19 protein-coding genes, 1 pseudogene and 1 riboswitch are annotated in these 18,478 nt (G+C 49.6%); of the genes and pseudogenes, 16 read left to right on the top strand and 4 right to left on the bottom strand.

What is annotated here, in order from left to right:
* Positions 1–16: 16 nt before the first annotated feature.
* From L0M14_RS25290 to L0M14_RS25280, 3 genes are all read left to right on the top strand, one after another.
* A complete protein-coding gene (locus tag L0M14_RS25290) occupies positions 17–703 on the top strand; it encodes a response regulator transcription factor (protein ID WP_235119197.1) in 687 nt (228 codons plus the stop codon).
* Between the two features lie 140 nt (positions 704–843).
* Positions 844–2,907: an Ig-like domain-containing protein gene (locus L0M14_RS25285; RefSeq protein ID WP_235119196.1), complete on the top strand. Its 2,064-nt coding sequence runs from the start codon at positions 844–846 to the stop codon at positions 2,905–2,907.
* Positions 2,874–4,205 carry an Ig-like domain-containing protein gene (locus L0M14_RS25280; RefSeq protein ID WP_235119195.1) on the top strand — a complete coding sequence of 444 codons (1,332 nt, stop codon included), beginning with the start codon at positions 2,874–2,876 and terminating at the stop codon, positions 4,203–4,205. The genes L0M14_RS25285 and L0M14_RS25280 overlap by 34 nt, the downstream gene beginning before the upstream one ends.
* Before the next feature lie 158 nt (positions 4,206–4,363).
* Here L0M14_RS25280 and L0M14_RS25275 read toward each other — a convergent pair whose 3' ends face one another.
* Together L0M14_RS25275 and L0M14_RS25270 are read right to left on the bottom strand one after the other, a co-directional pair.
* A complete protein-coding gene (locus tag L0M14_RS25275) occupies positions 4,364–5,434 on the bottom strand; it encodes a metallophosphoesterase family protein (protein ID WP_235119194.1) in 1,071 nt (356 codons plus the stop codon).
* A 101-nt stretch (positions 5,435–5,535) separates the two neighbouring features.
* Positions 5,536–6,981, bottom strand: a complete 1,446-nt coding sequence (locus L0M14_RS25270) for an ABC transporter substrate-binding protein (protein WP_235119193.1) — start codon at positions 6,979–6,981, stop codon at positions 5,536–5,538.
* 253 nt (positions 6,982–7,234) lie between these two features.
* Here L0M14_RS25270 and L0M14_RS25265 point away from each other — a divergent pair, with 253 nt between their 5' ends.
* The 8 genes from L0M14_RS25265 (at position 7,235) to L0M14_RS25230 (ending at position 15,090) form a co-directional block, all read left to right on the top strand.
* A complete protein-coding gene (locus tag L0M14_RS25265) occupies positions 7,235–7,534 on the top strand; it encodes a LiaF transmembrane domain-containing protein (protein WP_235119192.1) in 300 nt (99 codons plus the stop codon).
* A gap of 42 nt (positions 7,535–7,576) precedes the next feature.
* The gene (locus L0M14_RS25260; RefSeq protein WP_235119191.1) at positions 7,577–8,236 is read left to right on the top strand and encodes a PspA/IM30 family protein; all 660 of its coding nucleotides are present in this window, start codon (positions 7,577–7,579) and stop codon (positions 8,234–8,236) included.
* A gap of 8 nt (positions 8,237–8,244) precedes the next feature.
* Positions 8,245–8,697 carry a PspC domain-containing protein gene (locus tag L0M14_RS25255; RefSeq protein WP_235119190.1) on the top strand — a complete coding sequence of 151 codons (453 nt, stop codon included), beginning with the start codon at positions 8,245–8,247 and terminating at the stop codon, positions 8,695–8,697.
* A gap of 3 nt (positions 8,698–8,700) precedes the next feature.
* Positions 8,701–9,387: a PspA/IM30 family protein gene (locus L0M14_RS25250; RefSeq protein WP_235119189.1), complete on the top strand. Its 687-nt coding sequence runs from the start codon at positions 8,701–8,703 to the stop codon at positions 9,385–9,387.
* 242 nt (positions 9,388–9,629) lie between these two features.
* Complete coding sequence (locus L0M14_RS25245) at positions 9,630–11,423, top strand: GGDEF domain-containing protein (protein ID WP_235119188.1); 1,794 nt, start codon at positions 9,630–9,632, stop codon at positions 11,421–11,423.
* A 19-nt stretch (positions 11,424–11,442) separates the two neighbouring features.
* Positions 11,443–12,237, top strand: a complete 795-nt coding sequence (locus tag L0M14_RS25240; RefSeq protein WP_235119187.1) for an extracellular solute-binding protein — start codon at positions 11,443–11,445, stop codon at positions 12,235–12,237.
* A 17-nt stretch (positions 12,238–12,254) separates the two neighbouring features.
* Positions 12,255–12,719 carry a type 2 periplasmic-binding domain-containing protein gene (locus L0M14_RS25235; protein WP_235119186.1) on the top strand — a complete coding sequence of 155 codons (465 nt, stop codon included), beginning with the start codon at positions 12,255–12,257 and terminating at the stop codon, positions 12,717–12,719.
* 256 nt (positions 12,720–12,975) lie between these two features.
* Entirely contained in the window at positions 12,976–15,090 is a 2,115-nt protein-coding gene (locus L0M14_RS25230; protein WP_235119185.1) for a methyl-accepting chemotaxis protein, read from the top strand.
* 35 nt (positions 15,091–15,125) lie between these two features.
* On the opposite strand, the gene L0M14_RS32085 is transcribed toward L0M14_RS25230, so the two are convergent.
* Positions 15,126–15,245 (bottom strand): IS3 family transposase, encoded by a 120-nt coding sequence (locus tag L0M14_RS32085; protein WP_350340527.1) that lies wholly within the window; start codon positions 15,243–15,245, stop codon positions 15,126–15,128.
* A gap of 20 nt (positions 15,246–15,265) precedes the next feature.
* A pseudogene (locus L0M14_RS25225) lies at positions 15,266–15,391 on the bottom strand (transposase); the annotation flags it as partial.
* Positions 15,392–15,704: 313 nt separating this feature from the next.
* A riboswitch (cyclic di-GMP riboswitch) is annotated at positions 15,705–15,796 on the top strand.
* A 93-nt stretch (positions 15,797–15,889) separates the two neighbouring features.
* Between L0M14_RS25225 and L0M14_RS25220 the strand changes: the two are divergent.
* The 5 genes from L0M14_RS25220 to L0M14_RS25200 all read left to right on the top strand — a co-directional run bounded on the left by L0M14_RS25220 (position 15,890) and on the right by L0M14_RS25200 (position 18,467).
* Complete coding sequence (locus L0M14_RS25220; protein ID WP_235119184.1) at positions 15,890–16,234, top strand: DUF192 domain-containing protein; 345 nt, start codon at positions 15,890–15,892, stop codon at positions 16,232–16,234.
* Positions 16,235–16,289: 55 nt separating this feature from the next.
* Positions 16,290–16,472: a Flp family type IVb pilin gene (locus L0M14_RS25215; protein WP_235119183.1), complete on the top strand. Its 183-nt coding sequence runs from the start codon at positions 16,290–16,292 to the stop codon at positions 16,470–16,472.
* A 120-nt stretch (positions 16,473–16,592) separates the two neighbouring features.
* Positions 16,593–17,102, top strand: a complete 510-nt coding sequence (locus L0M14_RS25210; protein ID WP_235119182.1) for an A24 family peptidase — start codon at positions 16,593–16,595, stop codon at positions 17,100–17,102.
* A 5-nt stretch (positions 17,103–17,107) separates the two neighbouring features.
* Positions 17,108–17,524, top strand: coding sequence for a TadE/TadG family type IV pilus assembly protein (locus L0M14_RS25205; RefSeq protein ID WP_235119181.1), 417 nt, complete (start codon positions 17,108–17,110; stop codon positions 17,522–17,524).
* Between the two features lie 10 nt (positions 17,525–17,534).
* Entirely contained in the window at positions 17,535–18,467 is a 933-nt protein-coding gene (locus L0M14_RS25200; protein WP_235119180.1) for a pilus assembly protein TadG-related protein, read from the top strand.
* Positions 18,468–18,478 lie beyond the last annotated feature (11 nt).

Below are 18,478 nucleotides of genomic sequence, written 5' to 3'. Positions count from 1 at the left end.
CAGGGGGAGGATTGGGATGGCGCAAATACTGATCGTGGATGAAGATGAGTCGGCACAAGGCTATATCAAGCATACATTAATGGAAGAGGGCTTTGGTGTGCTGTGCGCATCTCATGGCAAGGAGGCGCTGGCTATGCTGGAGCGGGCGCAGGCCGATCTGATTATTCTGGACGTCATGCTGCCGCAAACAGACGGCTGGCAGTTGGTTCGCGAGCTTAGGAGGATTGTGAGTGCCCCGATACTGATTTTGACGGCGAGGGGGGAATATGAGGATATTATTCGCGGCTTTCAGCTGGGTTCGGATGATTATTTGACCAAGCCTTTTCACCCGGGAGAGCTGGTCATGAGAGTGAGAGCGCTGCTGAAGCGCTACCGGATTGCAGCTTCTGCAAGAATTGAAGTTGGGGATTTGATGATAGACCGCTCCATGCATGAGGTTCGTATCGGCCAAGTCAGTATGTGCCTCCCGCTCAAGGAGTTCCAGCTATTATTCACGCTGGCCAGCTATCCGGGCCAAATCCTGACAAGGGGTCAGATTATCGAGCAAGTATGGGGTGTCAATTATGCCGGGGACGAGCGTACGGTAGATGTCCATATCAAAAGGCTGCGCAGCCGAATCGGAGCCATGAGCAGCCGTATCGCGCTGACGACGGTCCGCGGGCTAGGTTACCGCTTGGATGTGACAGGCCCTGGGACAGCATGATTCCGCCATTCGATAGAAATCGACAAACATTCAGCGGGAGTTCAGCTTCCGTTCATGAGTTGTTCATCTGCTCCTGTCACAATATGGCGAAGAGTACCATGCCTAATCAGGCCGAATAAGACATGGAGGGGTAGGAACGAATGGCGAAGCCAGCGGCATTTTCAAGAAAGGTGTTTATCTTCTACGTTTGCTTGACATTGGTTATGCTCACTAGTATCTCAGGTGCTTGGGGAGCAGGAAGGGCATATGCCAGTGAAACGATCTCACGATTGGTGCTTTCAACCAATAGTCTGACACTGTCGGTGGACGATTCTCAGACGCTTACGGCGACGGCGATTTATGCCAGCGGCTCTACGGATGATGTGTCGATTTTGACAGATTGGAGCTCAGGGGACACGTCGATCGCAACGGTCTATAACGGCACCGTAGTAGCCAAAGCCGAAGGGACTACCGTGATAACGGCTACTTACTTGGCTAAGACAGTGGTCGTCAATGTGACGGTCAAGAAGAAGGTAAGAAGTCTAACGAAGAGCAAGTCCACAGTTAACATGCGGATAGACGCAACAGAGCAGCTGAATTTGACGGCAACCTACACGGACAATTCGACCGAGAATGTAAATGCATTGGCGGAATGGTCGATCGATAACGATGCAATTGCCACAGTTTCAAATGGGCTCATCACGGCGCTCTCTTCAGGACAGGCCGTCATTACCGCCAAGTATGGCAATAAATCGGTCACGATTGCTGTGAATGTCGATGTGGCAAGGAGGCTGGACATCGATCAGAGCAGCTTAGAGCTGCGTACAGGCGGAACCCAACAGTTGAAGCTAATGGCGACTTTCGACGACGGGTCGGTCGTGGACGTTGCGGACAAAGCGGAGTGGAGCACGAGTCAAGGCAATGTGGCGGACGCTTTTAAAGGGTTGGTTACAGCCTACGGTTCCGGCGAAGCTGTACTTACCGCGGAGTACGGGACGAAGACAGCAACGGTATACGTGGATGTCGAGATGGCCAAACGCCTTGATGTGAATAAGAGCGATCTGTTCATGAAGGTGGATGAATCCGAGCAGTTGACGCTAAATGCCACCTTTGCAGATGGAACGGTGGAGGATGTGACCAGCAAAGCGGAGTGGTCGTCGGACAATGAGGATGTCGCTTCCGTTACAAGCGGTAAAATCACCATTTACAGCGTAGGCGAAGCGACGATTACCGCGCAGTACGGCTCCAAGACGACGACTGTTTCGGTCAATGCCGGCGTACCTAAAACGCTGGAGGCTGGAACGCCGACGCTGAATCTGCATAAAGGTGACAAATCCGCCGTTACGATTACAGCTACATATATGGACGGAAATCAAGAAGATGTGACGGATAAAGTATCTTGGACTTCCGATAATGAAGAAGTCGCGTTTGCTTCGGATGGGAATGTCTATGCGCTAACTTCGGGCCAAGCTAACCTAACGGCTGAGTACGGCGGGAAGAAGGCAGTCATTCAGGCTCAGGTTGATGTGACCAGAAGCCTGACGGCTAGCGAAACGTCTCTGTCTCTGAAGTCCGATGAATCCAAACAGGTAACTCTGAAGGTCGTATACACGGACGGCACGAGCGAGGATGTGACCAGCAAGGCGAGCTGGAGTACCGACAATACGGATACGGCAGCCGCTCAGGCAGGCAATATTACGGCATTGAAGCCGGGGCAGGCGACGATCACAGCTTCTTATGGCGGCCAATCTGCTGTCATTACGGTGAATGTGGATCAAGTCAAGAAGCTGACCTCCAGCGAGACGGATTTGTTCCTGCAAAAGAATGGCTCCAAGCAGCTTAGCTTGACGGCTTATTTTGACGATAGTACAAGCGAGGATGTGACGAGTAAGGCGACGTGGACATCCGCGGATGAGGACATTGCTTATGTGACAGGCGGAGCGATCCATGCCGTTTCGACGGGCAGAACGACGATTACGGGCACTTACGGGGGCAAAAGCGTCATTGTTACTGTGGATGTAGCGGTTGCACGTAAGCTGGAGTTTAGTACCAAGCTGCTGTCGCTCCGCAGTGGAGATACGGCTTCTCTAACCTTGAAAGCGACCTTTGCGGATGGCACGAGTGAGGATGTGACCTCCGAAGCGGTCTGGAGCTCTTCCGAGGATGATGTGGCTTATGCGGCCGCGGCAGCGTGCAGGCCTATAGTTCGGGTGAAACGATTGTAACTGCTCAATACGGCGAGAAAACGGCGACGATGACCGTACAGGTCGATGCTGCGAAAACGCTGCAGGCGAAAGAGGAGAAGTACCTGCTCCAGCCGGGTGATGTTAAGCAGGTTGCGTTGACGGCGACATTCGAGGATGATACGACGGAAGATGTGACGGATCAGGCCGTATGGACGGTGAAAGACGCACAGGTTGCGACCGTGCAGAACGGACAGATTACGGCGGTCTCCAGAGGTGCTACGACGGTAACGGCTTCATTCGGACTTAAAAGCGTAGACATCACTGTAAGCGTAGGTGAGATCACACGAATAGCCATGAGCGAGAAGAAGGTGGCTCTGTCCGACGGCGGCTTCAAACAGCTGGGCTTGACAGTGTATTTTAAGGATGGAACAACCAAAGACGTCACAAGCTCGGCGAGCTGGTCTTCCTCATCAAGCAGTATCGCTGCGGTGTATGACGGGCTGGTTGAAGCTGTCGATTCCGGGAAGGCAACCGTTACAGCTTCTTATGGCGATCAAAGCGCAACAACGGCGGTAGAGGTCAATATCGCGCAAGCGCTGACCTTGAACAAGAGGTCTTTGATTGTGAAAAATGGCGATACCTCGCAGCTTTCACTGACGATGACCAACAGCAGCGGCGACATCACGGATGTAACAGATAAAGCGGATTGGACAGTTGGGTCCACAAAAATCGCAGAGGTGAGCACTGGCGGCCTAGTGACGGCCTACGATCAAGGCAAAACAACCGTATCGGCCAAATATGGCGGCAAGACGGTCAGCATCCCGCTGGAAATTGATGTGGCGACGAAGCTTGTCCTGAGTAAGAAAAGCTTGCAGCTCAAAAGCACACAAACGGAGAATTTGACGGCTACGGCCTATTTCTCCGATGGTTCGTCCCGAGATGTTACCTCTGAAACGGAATGGAGCTCGTCCAAAATAGCGGTAGCCGATGTTGAAGACGGGACGCTGACAGCCTACTCCTACGGAAAGGCTACAATTAAAGCGAAATTCGGCGGCAAAACCGTGACGCTTCCAGTAGAAGTCGACAAGCTGAAATATTTAAAAGCGAGCACCACAAGAGTGGAGCTGACGGCGGGCTCCGCGCAGCAGCTGACCCTGACGGCGACGTATGCCGACGGCTCAGAAGGCGACGTAAGCCAAGCGGCTCTTTGGACCAGCTCCAATGAGAAAGTGGCGGATACCAAGGACGGCAAAATTACGGCAGTCTACAAAGGCCTCTCCCGCGTGACGGCCAAGTTTGCGGGCAAGACTGTGACGATTGTAGTGGTCGTCAAATAGCCAGATAGCCATATCGAATGAAGAAAGACCGTAGAAACTTGTTCTACGGTCTTTTCTTATCCTAGAAGCCCCCTGCAAAGTAATTGAATCAGCTGTGGTGTCAAAGTGCCACTAGAAGCGACGGGGAAGTATGGATATTTTTGTAGAGTTACTTGATCCTAGCTAACGTCGTAGCCTTTATTAATAGATGGCTGAATCCAGCGGCGCTTGGAATGCTCTCTGCGGTTGATGATGACGTGGTCTTTGTACACATCCACGACCAAGCTTTGACTGAGCGAGCGGCTCTCTGGCTCGTTCTGTCCATTCCATACCTGCCGGATCGACGCGCTCGATGCGGCGAGGAAGCGCAGCTGCTTCACCTGCTGCGTCGACTCCAGGTTCCAGTGCGTGTGCCCGCTGAACAAGATGACATTCGGATGTGCGTCCAGCAGCGCCCGCAGCTCTTGATGCTGCACGATGCCGCGTTCCCGGTCCGTTCCGTCCAGCGTTCCCGGCAGCGGCTGGTGCAGGAAGACAAACACCGGCTTGTGCGGATCCTCCGCCGCAGCCGCTTGCAGCCTCTCCCGCAGCCAGCCTAGCTGCTCAGGGGACAGGTAGGCGTCCTCGCCTACCGTAGGCTGCACATCGCGGTAGGCTTCACCGCTCAGAAACAGAAAGTGGTACCCCTCGCTCACCAGCTCGTGGTACGGCTTATCATAGTGGAACATTCGCATGAATTGTTCCACGGCCTGCTTGCTGGACCAGGCGGGATTCAGTCTGGTCGTATCCATCTTCCCGTCCGGTCCCCGCCACAGACGGTAGTAGTCGTGATTGCCCATCGTCGCATGAACCGGCGGATGGGCGGTGTGGTTCAAGATCGCCAGCAAGCTGCGATAATCGGCTTCGTCGCCATCCGTGAGGTCGCCGTTCAGCACGAGAAGCTTGCTGTCCTTGCGTATCTCCGCGTGATCGGCAAGCGCCTCCCGCAGCCTGCGATGAGCCTCCGCATCCCACGAGGTGATGTGAATGTCGCTCAGCACAGAGAAGGAGAGGAGAGGCTCGGACTCCAGCTCCGGCTCGGCAGCCCAGGTCTGCCGCACAGCTTCCGAGGTACGGACGCTGCTGCCTGTATGAACGCCTTCCCTTCCGGCTGAGGAGGCGTGAACATAGTCCATGGCCGCTTCCGTTCCGGCTCCGGCAAGGAGCAGACCCAGAATCGTTAGAATAAACGCGCGAATCCATCTTTGCATGAGTACAATACCTGCCTTTATTAGCTCATAATGGCATAGTCTGCACTCGATGCAGGTGAATTTATACACCGCGGGTCGGAAGAAATAGGGCCTTCTTTACATCAGGAAGAGGGCTGAGAGGCTGCTTCTGCCGCTTTCTTGCTATCCTCTGCTTGCTTGGCCTTCATCAGTGCTTCCTGGCCCTTATTTTGCATGGCATTAAGGGCTTGCTCAGCGGATTGTTTGCCGTCAATGACCGCTTTTATTTCTTGATTGGCCAAGCCGTTAAAGCTCTGGAAGAAATCCGTCGGAATCTTATCGTACCCTTCATAGGGTGAATCTGGATTCGGTTTAAGCAAGTAGAAGGCTTCTAAGCTGTGTCCGTCTTTTTCCTTGGAATAGGAGGTGCGGGTCTGCAGATTCTGCGAGGATTTGGACATGATACGCGCAAATTCATCTCCATTGATGTACTTGACGAACTCCCATGCAGCCCGCAAATTCGAAGATTGCGCATTGATGCCGAAAATCTGCGTTACCGTCACGCTTGTCGAGTACTCTTTATTCTGAGGATTAACGGGAACTGTAACGGTATCCCAGTTGAAAGGCTTGAACTTATCTTTTAATCGTTCCTTGGCTTCCTGAAGATTCTGCATGATATAATTGCCGTCTATCGTCATAGCCGCTTTACCTGCGACAAACTGGTTCTGTAAAAGGAAATCTTCATAAGAGCCAGGGTTGTTCATGCTTTGGTTATCGTTGTTTCTGATGTATAAGACTCCGGACTTCACAGCATCTACAGCGGTCTCCAGCGCTTGTTTCCAACCATCGGTCTGAAGCGTGACTTGCATGTTCTCCGGGTCCAGATAGGTAAGCCCCTCTGTCATTCCGATCGAGTTCATAAGCTGGTACCCAATCCCATCTCCCATGTAGGAAAAGGCGGAAAGACCATACACTCTCTCGTCGCCCTGTCCGTCGGTTGGAAAACGCTTGGCCAAATTCAAGACGTCGTTCCAGCTCATTTGATTGGAAGGCAGGGGAACGCCATATTTTTCAAACAAGTCTTTATTATAATAGAGTGCCTGACCATAAAATTCGGGAGACAAGCCGAACAGCTTTCCATCTCCTTTTGCCCGTATAGCATCGACAACCGCCGGCAGTAAATTCTCGATGTCGAACTTATCCTGCTTGACTACATCGTCCAGCGGATACAACCGCCCCTCCTCAATAAATTGGCCGAACTGCTCGGGAGATTGAAATAACAGAACATCGGGTTTTTCCTGATCAATTAATGTCTTTAGCTCCTTCTCGGGGTCTTTATTCGGACCAGAGACGGATTGAGTGGAGATTACATCTACGTCGATATTGGGAAATTTGGACATAAATAAGTTTCCATATTGCTGAAAGAACGAATTCTTATCGTAATACAGTACTTTAATCGCCGTTTTCTCATCCTTCCCCAATTTGTTTAAAATCCCATTGGTTCCTCCATTCGCCGGCTCCGAGCTGCTGCAGCCTGTAGCCGCCACTGCAACGGCACTCGCCGCGATAACACCTACCCATCGTTTCATGACTACTTTTCCTCCAACCTTCTCTCTTATTTCGGCAAATCAGTCAATTTACCGACTTTATCATACACCTTTTATCTATTATTTTACAAATTTTACCTAATTCTAGTAGAGTCTATATGCAGGTCTGAGACACGCCCCGACTTAGGTCTAGGTTCAAAAACCGTCGCGGGTCCGTTTTGGCTGGAGCCTCTTTAACCTAGAATAAAGACATGAACGAGAGGTCAACATCAACAGAAAGGCGGTGACAAATTCGATGAAAAGAAACTCAGGTCTTGCCGTACTGCTAATTGCATTCGGAGCTTTGATTCTTCTGCATAAGTTCGGCTACCATATGGGACCGTTCATCGGCTCCATCATGGGTTACGTCATTCCGCTCGCCATGGTCGGACTTGGCTATGTAGGAATTAAGAATGGCAGTAAGTTTGGATGGATCATAGCGGTGCTTGGCGCGATAATTCTGCTAGGCAAGCTGGCTGGCTGGGCTATTATCCTGCTGGCGATCGGTTTGATCGTATATGGGGTATCGCTGTTAACCAGAAGATCACAGTATTAATCGCTGTAAAGAATATAGAGAGCATAAAGGTGGTATGAGGAAATGAGTTTGATCAAACGCATGAGAGATATAACCGTTGCAACGCTGAACGAGCATCTGGAACGGTCGGAGGACCCGGTTCGATTGATCGATCAATACTTAGCTGCACAGCGTGAGCAGCTTCATCAATCCGAGAAGCTGTATCAGCAATGCGTCAGTCACGCAGCCTCGCTTCGGCAGCAGTACCTGACAGCGCTGGAAACCAAAGAAAAGCGTGAGCATCAAGCTATGCTTGCCTTGAAAGCCGGCGAAGAGCACATAGCCCGCATCGTCCTGCAAGAGAAGCTGCAGGCGGAGGAAAAAAGCGAGCAGTACCGGGAACTTTACGATCAAGCCAAGCAGTCCATCCTTGATCTGGATGAGGAATTGCAGCAGCTGAAGGCCGACTATAAGGAAGTGGCCGACAAACGCAGCTATTACTTGGCCAGAATGGAGTCGGCTCGTCTGCAGCAGCGTCTGCATGCAAGAGCGAGCAGCTTTGCGCACGATGCAACGCCGCGTATGTTCGGACGTCTGGAGGAACGCGTGTCCGACATGGAGCTGAATGCCAGATCGCTCCGGGATGTAAGAAGAATGAGCCGCGAGAGTTACTATGCGTCCAGCAATCCGGCTGTCGACGCGGAAATGGAAGCTTTGCGGAATAAACTGAAACAGGAGGGTTAAGGACCATTATGAGCAAACTGTATCGCTCTAGACGAGATAAAAAAGTAACCGGCTTGTGCGGCGGTTTGGCGGAAGCCATGAATGTGGATGCCACACTGCTCAGATTGCTGGTCGTGATTACAACATTTTTCACAGGGGGTACGGTGATCTTTATCTATTTCATCGCTTCACTGGTGATCCCGAAGGAACCTGGCTTTGATCCGCCTCCTTACGATCCTTACGGCACGTTTGGACGCCATTCCTACAATGGCGCTTATACACCGCATCCGCCGCATTCCGGTCCATCCGCAATGGGAGCGAGTCCTTATGCAGGCTCCTACGAGCCTCATGCGAAATCCGGCGGGATCGATGAAATGATGAAGGATATTGAGAAAAAAGCGCTGCAAAGAGAAATCGAAGAGCTCAGAGCCAAAGTGGCTCGTTACGAAAATAAGAATGACCAAAACAAAGGAGACGTGTAAACCATGGGAGTATTTAGCAGAATGAAAGATATGACAAAAGCTTCGCTTCACGAAATGCTGGACAAAATCGAAGATCCGATCGTGATGCTGAATCAATATTTGCGCGATATGGAGCAGGAGATCGCCCAAGCGGAAGTGACGGTTGCCCGTCAAATCGCCAATGAGCGTAAACTCAAGCAGCGCCTGGAGGAGTCGGTTCGCCTAGTAGCTGACCGCGAAGCCAAAGCTGCAGCAGCACTCAAGAACGGCCAAGAAGCTATTGCCCGCCAAGCGCTGGAAGAGAAGCTGTATCACGAGGAGAAAATCGCCGAATATACCGACATGCATGCAGGTTCCAAGGCTCAAGCCGATGAATTGACACAGCAGCTGCATGAGATGAAAGACGAGTTCTACAAAATGCGCAACAAGCGCAACGAACTCGTATCCCGCGCTCAGCTTGCCAAAGCCAAGAAACAAATGGCGCAGGTCTCCTACAATGGTGTAATTGAAAGCGGCAGCGCAGCTCGCGGGTTCCATCGTATGGAAGAGAAGATCATGCAGCTTGAGGTTGAAGCGGAAATCGCCCGCAAGCCGTACGTATCCGCCGGAACAATCAGCAGTTACACGCCGGTAGATGCAGTGAAGCAAGCTAAAGTCGACGAGCAATTAACTCTATTGAAGGAAAAGCTGAGCGGCGGCTCTAACGAATAATTACACGTAAAAAACTCTCCAGTGCGATCTGCGCTGTGAGAGTTTTTTTGTACCATTTTCCGACTGCATTTCCTGGGAAATAATGTTTGATGTTGTCGTATAGCTTCTAATGAAGAGGAATGTCTCCGTTCCGTGTCAAAATTGTAACCATGCATAAATACTCACTGAAGAGAGTTGAAAGAATGGGCTGGGACAAACAGAAGACACCATTTTCATGGATATATATGTGTGTGTTTGGGATAATGGCAATTTTACTAACGAAATATCCCTTGCACTTGCTTTATGGCATCGAAAGTTATTTCCTAGGTTCGATAGCTTGGTTCACAGTAAGACGCGGCGGATATGGGCAGGCCGTTGCTATCTCCCTAATAGGAAGCGCAGCAGGGGTCTGGCTGTGGGATCAAACACCGCTTGTGCTAGTAATTCCTCTTGAAATTGCTTTAGTCGGACTAGTATTTAAAAAGCGCAGGAGGCAGCTCGTGCTGCTGGACCTTGTTTACTGCTGCTCCATAGGAGCTGCGGCTCACCTCGCAGGGTATTATGGCTTGAGTCAATTTGGCTTTGGATATTCCTTGATCTATGTGATGTTTCAAGGCGTCACTAGTATTCTGAATGCGGTGCTCGGAGATATGGCCGCGGAATATTTGCCTAGATGGAGCGGGAGTGCCCTGCACCCACAGGCTTTTATCAAAGAACGGCTGAAGATTGGACGTGTGATGACTCATATGTCCATCTCTATTCTTGTTCTTCCGCTCTTTATTTTTTTATATCTAAACAGTCAGTTTACGAATGAACAAAATATGAAGAATACCTCAGATAAATTCGATTCTATCGCGAGTCATGTGAGTGAGAGAATCAATCAGATGTCACGACTGGAGCTTCGGGATTTGAAGCTGCATTCGATGCTGCAGAGGGCGTCGATGAAAGAAACGTTTTACAACGTAACATCGGCATCAGACATTAAGCTGATTCTAGTCGATGAACATAATCAAGTATTTGCCTCTAATGATCCGAAGATTGAGGACGGTCAAGAGGATTTTGATTGGCAGCCTGGTGGAATTGTGTCCAGCGTAGATGATCGGCTTTACCTGTTTCAGCCTGAGCATACACCACTCTACAATCCCATTGCCCTTTGGAGCCAAAGTGAATATGTAAAGGAATATCAACTCGTTCGAATTCCGTACAAGCTAATCATCAAACAGCCGATTGAAGAGTACCAACAAGAAGTGTTCCAAATGTATACGTACAGCTTGGCGCTGATCTGTATTCTTTTTGCCATTGTCGTATTGATAGCAAGTCGAGTAACAAGGATGTTGGAACGCCCATTGTTTGAGTTAGGGAGCATTTCTACAGGGCTTCCCTTTAAAATAAGAATGAACGAACGTGTTACGTGGAGAGAAAGTCGAATCCATGAGGTGAATCTGCTTAAGAACAACTTTGAGCATATGTCACAGGAATTGGCGTCGATGTTCGCGGAAACGGATCAAAAGAATCTCATGCTGCGTGATTCAGAGGAAGCTTTAAGGAAATTAGCGCACTACGATACACTAACTGGGTTAGCGAACCGGTATAGCTTTAGCTTGTTTTTTCCTGAGCTTATTCATGAGGCCAAGCTGAAAGGGGAAAGAGTGCTTTGTTTATTCATCGATCTGGACCGATTCAAGTTGATTAACGATACGTATGGACATGATGCCGGAGATACCGTGCTTCGGACATTAGGGGAGCGATTGAACCCTTACAACAATGAGCAAACACGGGTGTTCCGTTTGGCTGGTGATGAATTTGTCATCATTACGAGGGAGCCTCTGCCGATTGATGCGGAGGGCTGGGCGAATCAAGTTCGTCTAGCCGTCGTCAAGGAGCCGGTTCAGCATGCAGAGAAGGCCATTTCTTTACAGCTTAGCGCAGGGCTTAGTGTGTTCCCGGAGCATGGGACGGACCTGGAATGCCTGCTTCGCAACGCAGACTCCGCCATGTATGCAGCGAAGGTGTCGGGACGCAATCAAATTCGCACCTATTCCAAACCAATGTCGTAATTGAAGGGGGCAAGACACCATGAGTATGCGCAGTGCCGTCATGATCATCCTGACGGTAATACTGACATCCGCATGCAGCTGGCAGCATAAGCCCAGTGCGGAGACGGTTAAGTATGATGAGGTCGCGAGTGAGAGCCATCCCATTACAGAGCCTCAAGGTGAGTTGACGATATGGGCTCCTGATCGGATGTTTGATTATGAAATTGAACAATTTCAAAGACGATTCCCGAAGGTGCATATTACATTGACAGTTTTGGATAATGTACCGCGGTTAGCGGATTATTATTTGAACGCACTGGCGGAGGACAAAGCTCCCGACTTGATGGTGCTAAGGGATCGAATGCTGGGCGACTTTAATACGACGGATAAATTGGAGAATCTTCTAGCTGCTCCCTATCGTGCAGGCAAATATCAGAGCAGCTTGGGAGAAGGTATATGGAGGCAGCACTCGTCTATGGACGGTAAACGCCTTGTTGCAATGCCTTATCAGTCTCAACCGATGGTTACCTTTTATAGGGCGGACGTGTTGAAGGAAGCCGGGCTGCCGGACGACCCGGAAGCTCTTGCCGATTATATGGAAGAACCGGACCGCTGGCTAGCCATGGCGAAACTTTTACAAGAGCAGGATAAATGGATCGTGCAGTGGAGACGGGACACCGTAGATATACTTAATAATGGGGATTATTTTTTCGATAATCGGCTTGATTATGAACGAGGAAAAGAATCCTATCTCAAGAGCATGAAGGCTGCTAAGCAGGTAAGAAGCTTGACCCTGAATATGAGCATGTGGATCCCGCCGGGCAGGATGCTATAAGGCAAAATAGGCTTGTTATGCTGAATCTTCCAGCATGGGGAGAACAAAAGCTGCAAGAATGGGTGCCGGAGCAAAAGGGGAAATGGAGAGTGACAAGGCCTCCGTTTGGAATTATAGGCAATGACATGGATAGCAGTAATAGCATTGCTCTTACTTCACAAAGTAAGCAAAAGGAGACGGCATGGCTCTTTATTCAATATGTATGCGAGCAGAGCGGCACGATGAATTGGTACATCAACCCGAAGCCCAGTGAATTTCTGGGTGGGCAAAACGCGCAAGAGCTGTATAGGACGCTGACCGGACTGGGTTCTTCCGGAATGCCGACTCCTTTAGATCGCAAAGCATCCGAGATATGGAATAGGTCCATCGATGAAATTATCAATAAAAACACAAGCGCGGAGGACAGCCTGTCGTTGCTGTACCAAGACATAATGGACGAGGTCTCCATTCCTTATCAGCAATTACTGAATTATAAAAAATAGATCCAATCATAACGCAAAGAAGGTCGGTTCCATGGAACGGGCCTTTTTATTCTGAGATACTAACGTGAGGTGTTAGATTGTTTGAGGTATTTTTATGCCTCTTTCTTGCTTTTCGAATGTTTTTAAAGAAATGAATTTGAAAAGAAGGGTTGCTGTCGTAACTTGTCGAAATATTTAGAATGTATGTAATAATAAATCACACGAAATATTATGTTAACTCCATATTCATCCATTATTAATAACAAAGGTGGTTTTTATGCTTTCTCTTTTACTGACTCCTTTTACAGCCCTGATGACTCGAATGAAATACGCTCAAAAGTTTGTATTGATTAGCCTGCTATTCTTAGTACCGCTAGGTCTGCTAATCGGGATATGGTCGAAGGATCTGCAAAATCAAATACAAGATTCGAAGAAAGAATTGTTGGGCAGCGCTTATATTCAGGGGCTCATGCCACTTATGCTGGATATTCAGCAGCATCGTGGTTTAGCAAACGGGATTTTAAACGGAGACACAGCCTCCAAGACGATGCTAGCTGATAAAGAGAAAGCAATCGAGGCGAGTATGGCGCGTGTGGCTGAGATGAATGCACAAAACGGTGATGAGCTGCAGACCGCTACTGCTTGGCAAGCCATTCAGAATGACTGGAAGAACCTCGAAGAGCAGACACTTCAGCTTCCGGCCAAAGAATGCTATGACCGTCACACGGCCCTAATCGGTGACATTCTGGACTTCATTGTCCATATTGCCGATGAATCGAACCTGACCTTGGATCCTGAGGTCGATTCCTACTATATGATGAACGTCATGGTCCACCAGCTTCCGCAGCTCATCGAGTTTACCGGACAGGCGAGGGGCGATCTTAACGGCGTGCTTGCCAGTAAGAAGATAACGGACGATGGAAAAGTGAGCGCTCGAATCGAAAAGGCGCTTATCCAAACATCCATTCAGAATATCGAAAAGGCACTAAATATTATTTCGGAATCCAATCCGACTCTTTCCGCTGTTCTCGAAGGACCAGGTGGACAAAGTGTGCAGTCAAGCAAGGGCTTTCTTGCGACCATTGATAAAAATGTCTTGAATGCTGCTTCCTTAACTATGAAGCCGAGTGATTTTTTTGCGGAAGGAACCAATTCGATTGAGATATCAAATCAATTTTTTCAAGTCGTCTCAACCCAGTTGGATCAGCTTCTGCAGCATCGGGTTGACCGGTTGAGCAGCGATCGTGCGAAGATGATGTCTCTGGTAGGTATTACGATTCTTCTTGCGGCGCTCTTCTTTCTGGCCTTCTACCGAAGTGTAAGAATGACTATTAGATCCTTGCAGCATGGGGCCGAGAGGCTCGCGGGAGGAGACCTGTCCAAGCAGGTAGAGCTGCAAACGAGAGACGAGCTCGGTGAAGTTGGTGTTGCTTTTAATCAAATGACAGACTCGTTAAGAGGGATTCTGCGCATTAATCAGGATATATCCGAGCAGGTTGCCGCTTCATCGGAGGAGCTGTCAGCCGTGTCTACGGAATCGACGTCGGCCATGCAGCAAATCGCGATGGCGGTTCAAGTCGTAGCAGAAGGAGCCGAGCAGCAGAAGAAAGCCTCTGAAGAAAATGCTCTCGCCATGAATGAGATGGCAATTGGTATTTCGAGAATTGCTGACAGCGCTTCGGAGGTTTCTGAGCTGGCGGTTGATGTATCGGATGGAGCACGAACCAGTGAGGAGAAGCTGAAGGTTGCGGTCGGTCAAATGCAAACGATTCGTCATGCGGTTCATGAATCTGCGGATGTCGTAACGCGGCTTGGCGAACATTCGAAGGACATCGGGGCGTTCGTCTCCACGATCAAGCACTTATCTTCGCAGACGAACTTGCTGGCGCTCAATGCCAATATCGAGGCGGCTCGGGCAGGGGAATACGGCCGTGGCTTTAAAGTGGTCGCTTCGGAGATCGGCAAACTGGCCGGACAGACGCAGGAATCGGTTGAATCTATCACGTCAATTGTGAGTTTGATTCTCGACCTCGTCGAGGGGGCGGTAGTTTCCATGAAGGAAACGGCTGCCGAGGCGGAGCTCGGATTATCGGCGATCCAGCAGACGGATAGTGCGATTAGCTCCATCCTGGACTCCATCCGCAAGGTAGCCCACCAAATCCAAGAGGTTTCCGCAGCATCCGAGCAAATGTCTGCCAGTGCCCAGCAGGTTACGGCATCTACCATGGATATGGTAGGCTTTGCACGAAGCGCCTCCGACCGTACCACGGAAATGGCGGCGGCTGCTCAGGAGCAGCTCGCATCTATGGAAGAAGTGCAGGCTTCCTCGGATGCTCTGGGCAGCTGCGCTCAAGACCTGCAGGACGAGTTGAGAAAATTTACTTTGGCATAGGTGGATAGCGCAGCCTAATAACTGCGATACCCTTTCTATGAAAAAGCACATCTTGTGAAATGCTTGGACACAATAGATGATTCCTGTACTGAGTACTGAACAGGGGTCATCTTTTTTAATCCACATTGATATCTGTGATGGTTGTAATATTTGATTTAGCGGTCTATCTCATCTTAGCTTTAGCCATGCACTTGTAAGGATTTGCTTTTCTGTGCGGGCACACAAGATTTAGTTGTTTCATAAGCCGACGGATTCTCTTTAGGTTGTAGGTGATGCCAAATTCATTCTGAAGAACCATCTTAGACCTGACTATGCTCTGGTTGAATTTTTTTAGCTTTAGGGGATTAGCCCATAATTTACTTCAACTGAAAGGGTCATAAATCCCATTGGATGAAAATGGATTAACATCGAATGTCTGTAAATTCGGGATAAACAGGATTCCTTTTATAGTCATATAGGGATTAAAGGGATGCGAATGCAGAAGATGATAGGAAAGCAGTACCATGAATAATAGTCTGAAAATTGTGAACTTAGACCGATACAAGAAAACGCTTACATGTCTTATGATGATATCAACACATCGGATTCGACCTAAAGCGACAAGCTTCGACGAATCTCGATAAAGGCAAAACTGATGAAAATCAGTGACGCAAAGCTACAGGGGCTAACGCGCATGAAACAAGCGCCATGCCAGCCAGCTGCCGAAAGATTTGAAGGGGGCTTGTTTTTTATATGCCAATATTCCCTTCCTTTCGGAGAAGGTGGGTTATTTCAGACAAGAATGGAGGGGATAGTCCGCATGAAGTTAGTCCTGCCTGAGAGCGGACACGTCGTTGCTGAAGAGGTTTGGGTGGCGGCAACGTTTTATCGGAGATTGAAAGGGCTGATGTTTTCATCCGAATTGCCTGAGGGCTGCTGTATGTACATAAGGCCGTGCAGGTCCGTGCACACCTTCTTTATGAACTACAGTATCGACGTCGTTCATCTCGATGCAAAACACCGGGTCGTAGGATTGGAACAGGCTTTGGCGCCGGGGAAGATAGGAACATCATTTCCGAATTCCGAATCCGTAATTGAGTTTCCCGCAGGAAGCATCGAACGAAATGCTCTGCAAGTGGGCAGCATGGTTCAATTTGAAAGCTAAACTTGGAACCTAAACTTAAACAACTAAACTAACCAATACAAGGGAGCGATTACTCATGATGAACAAATTCAAAGCGCTGGTTACACAAGAACAAGGTCAAGGTATGACAGAATACGGTCTCGTGCTGGGGCTAATCGCGGTGGCTGTAGTAGCTACTCTGGTAACCCTTCGTACAGAAATCGTGAATATCTTCCAAGATGCATTATCAACCGTGCAAAGCCGTAATACGACTCCGTAAACGTAAAGCAAGCAATAACAAGACCAAGATTGCCGATACGTACCAAAAGGTCTTACGTGTTCTACCGCGTAGGGCCTTTTTTCACAAATTTGAGCTTTACTAGGCAACGGAGGTAGGGAGATGCTTTTTACTATCATGCTATTGACCGTGCTGTTGATCTCGGTTGTGACCGATGTGAGGAGCAGAAAAATACATAATAAGGTGATATTTCCCGGAATAGCAGCTGCATTAGGCGCACATACAGCAATGGCCGGATGGACCGGATTAGGGGCCTCTCTTGCAGGCTTCCTCGCAGGGTTAGGCGTGCTGTTGATCCCGTATCTTCTTGGGGGCATAGGTGCTGGCGATGTCAAGCTCCTGGCATTAGTGGGCGCAATGAAAGGGACTTCTTTCGTATTGATGACTTCCGTATATATGGCTCTAATCGGAGCGATATTGGCCGTATTGGTCATTGTTTTTCGGAATGGAGCGATGATCAGAATGAAGTGGATCGGTATCTGCATGTACAGCTTCCGCTATGGCGTCCTGTTACCCGTAAACGCTGACAAAACAGTCCTAACCGCAACGTATCCATACGGAGTAGCCATAGCAGGCGGCGCCTTGGTCTGCCTGTGGTTTAAGGGATGGTGAGGACCATGCGAAAAGCGGATGCAGCATTCGCCTGCCGGAATTTGCTGAAAAACGAGAAAGGGCAGTCGTTGACGGAATTCGCTCTGCTCGTCCCGCTGCTCCTTTTGATCGTTTGCGGCATGCTGGATGTCGGGCGGGTTGTGTTCACGTATCTGCAGATGAATCTGGTCGCTCAAGAGGCGGTCAGGCTTGGAGGATTAGGCAAAGGGGACGCGGATATCACGGCATTCTCGAGAGCGAATGCACAAGTAGATAACCGCAATGCGCTTCAAGTAACGATCTCTCCGGCACAATCGACAAGAAAGTCGGGAGACTATGTGAAAGTAACTTTGCAATACAGTTTGCCTTATATCACCCCGCTGATTGGAAGCGTACTTCCAAAACCGCTTATATCCGCGGACTCTACCATCCGGGTGGAATAGGAGGCAGGTTATGAAGATGGAACGAGGCAGCAGGTACATACATGGACTATGGCGGGAAGAGCAAGGAAGCTCCATTGTGCTGATCGGACTTATGCTGATGGGGTTACTGGCGGCATGTGCACTAATCATCGATGGCGGAACTTTATTCGCCGAGCGCAGCCATTTGCAGAAAGCGGCCAACGCTGCTGCGCTCTCCGGCGCGCAGGAGCTTACAGGGCAATCCCAGACTGTAACGGCTATTGTCCAAAAAATTTTGCAAGAGCATCAGGAAGCGGGCAGCCTGAAGTCAACCGGCATTGAGCTTGGGAAAAGCATTAGGGTCAGTCTGGCGAAGCCGGTACCTCTTCATTTTGCCAAACTGCTCGGATGGGATGAAGTAACAGTAGAAGCCGAGGCAGCCGCACAAATTCTGCCAATGGGAAGCGGAACGGGCGTAGCGCCTCTTGGCATCGATGATTCCATCGCTTTGGAATATGGAAAGGCGTACAAGCTGAAGGTCGATCAAACACAGAGCGTATCCGGCGTTTTCGGAATCCTGGCTTTGGGCGGCAATGGCGCCAATACCTACGAGTACAACTTAATGCATGGGTACAGCAATGAGGTGGACATTGGGGATATCATTGATACGCAAACCGGTAACATTGCGGGCAATACAAGGGATGCGGTTCAGTACAGAATTAATGCGGATCCTTATCCGCCGGCAGATCTCTCGCACCGGGACTCGCCAAGGATTCTTTTGGTGCCGACATACAAGCCGTATAATTTCACAACGAACCAGATGAAACAAATTCAGGTGACCGGCTTTGCTTACTTTTACATCACAGATCCAATGAGCAGCAAAGATACCGCCATCAGCGGCATCTTTATCAAAAGGACGGGGAAAGGCACGGCGAAGCCGGGAGCCATTGATAAAGGGGCTTATGCCATCAGACTTATAGAGTAGGAGAGCCGAAT

It is taken from the genome of Paenibacillus hexagrammi (genome assembly GCF_021513275.1).
Lineage (GTDB): Bacteria > Bacillota > Bacilli > Paenibacillales > NBRC-103111 > Paenibacillus_E > Paenibacillus_E hexagrammi.
Note: the sequence above shows the minus strand (reverse complement) of the source record. Positions and strands in the feature narration are given on the sequence as shown.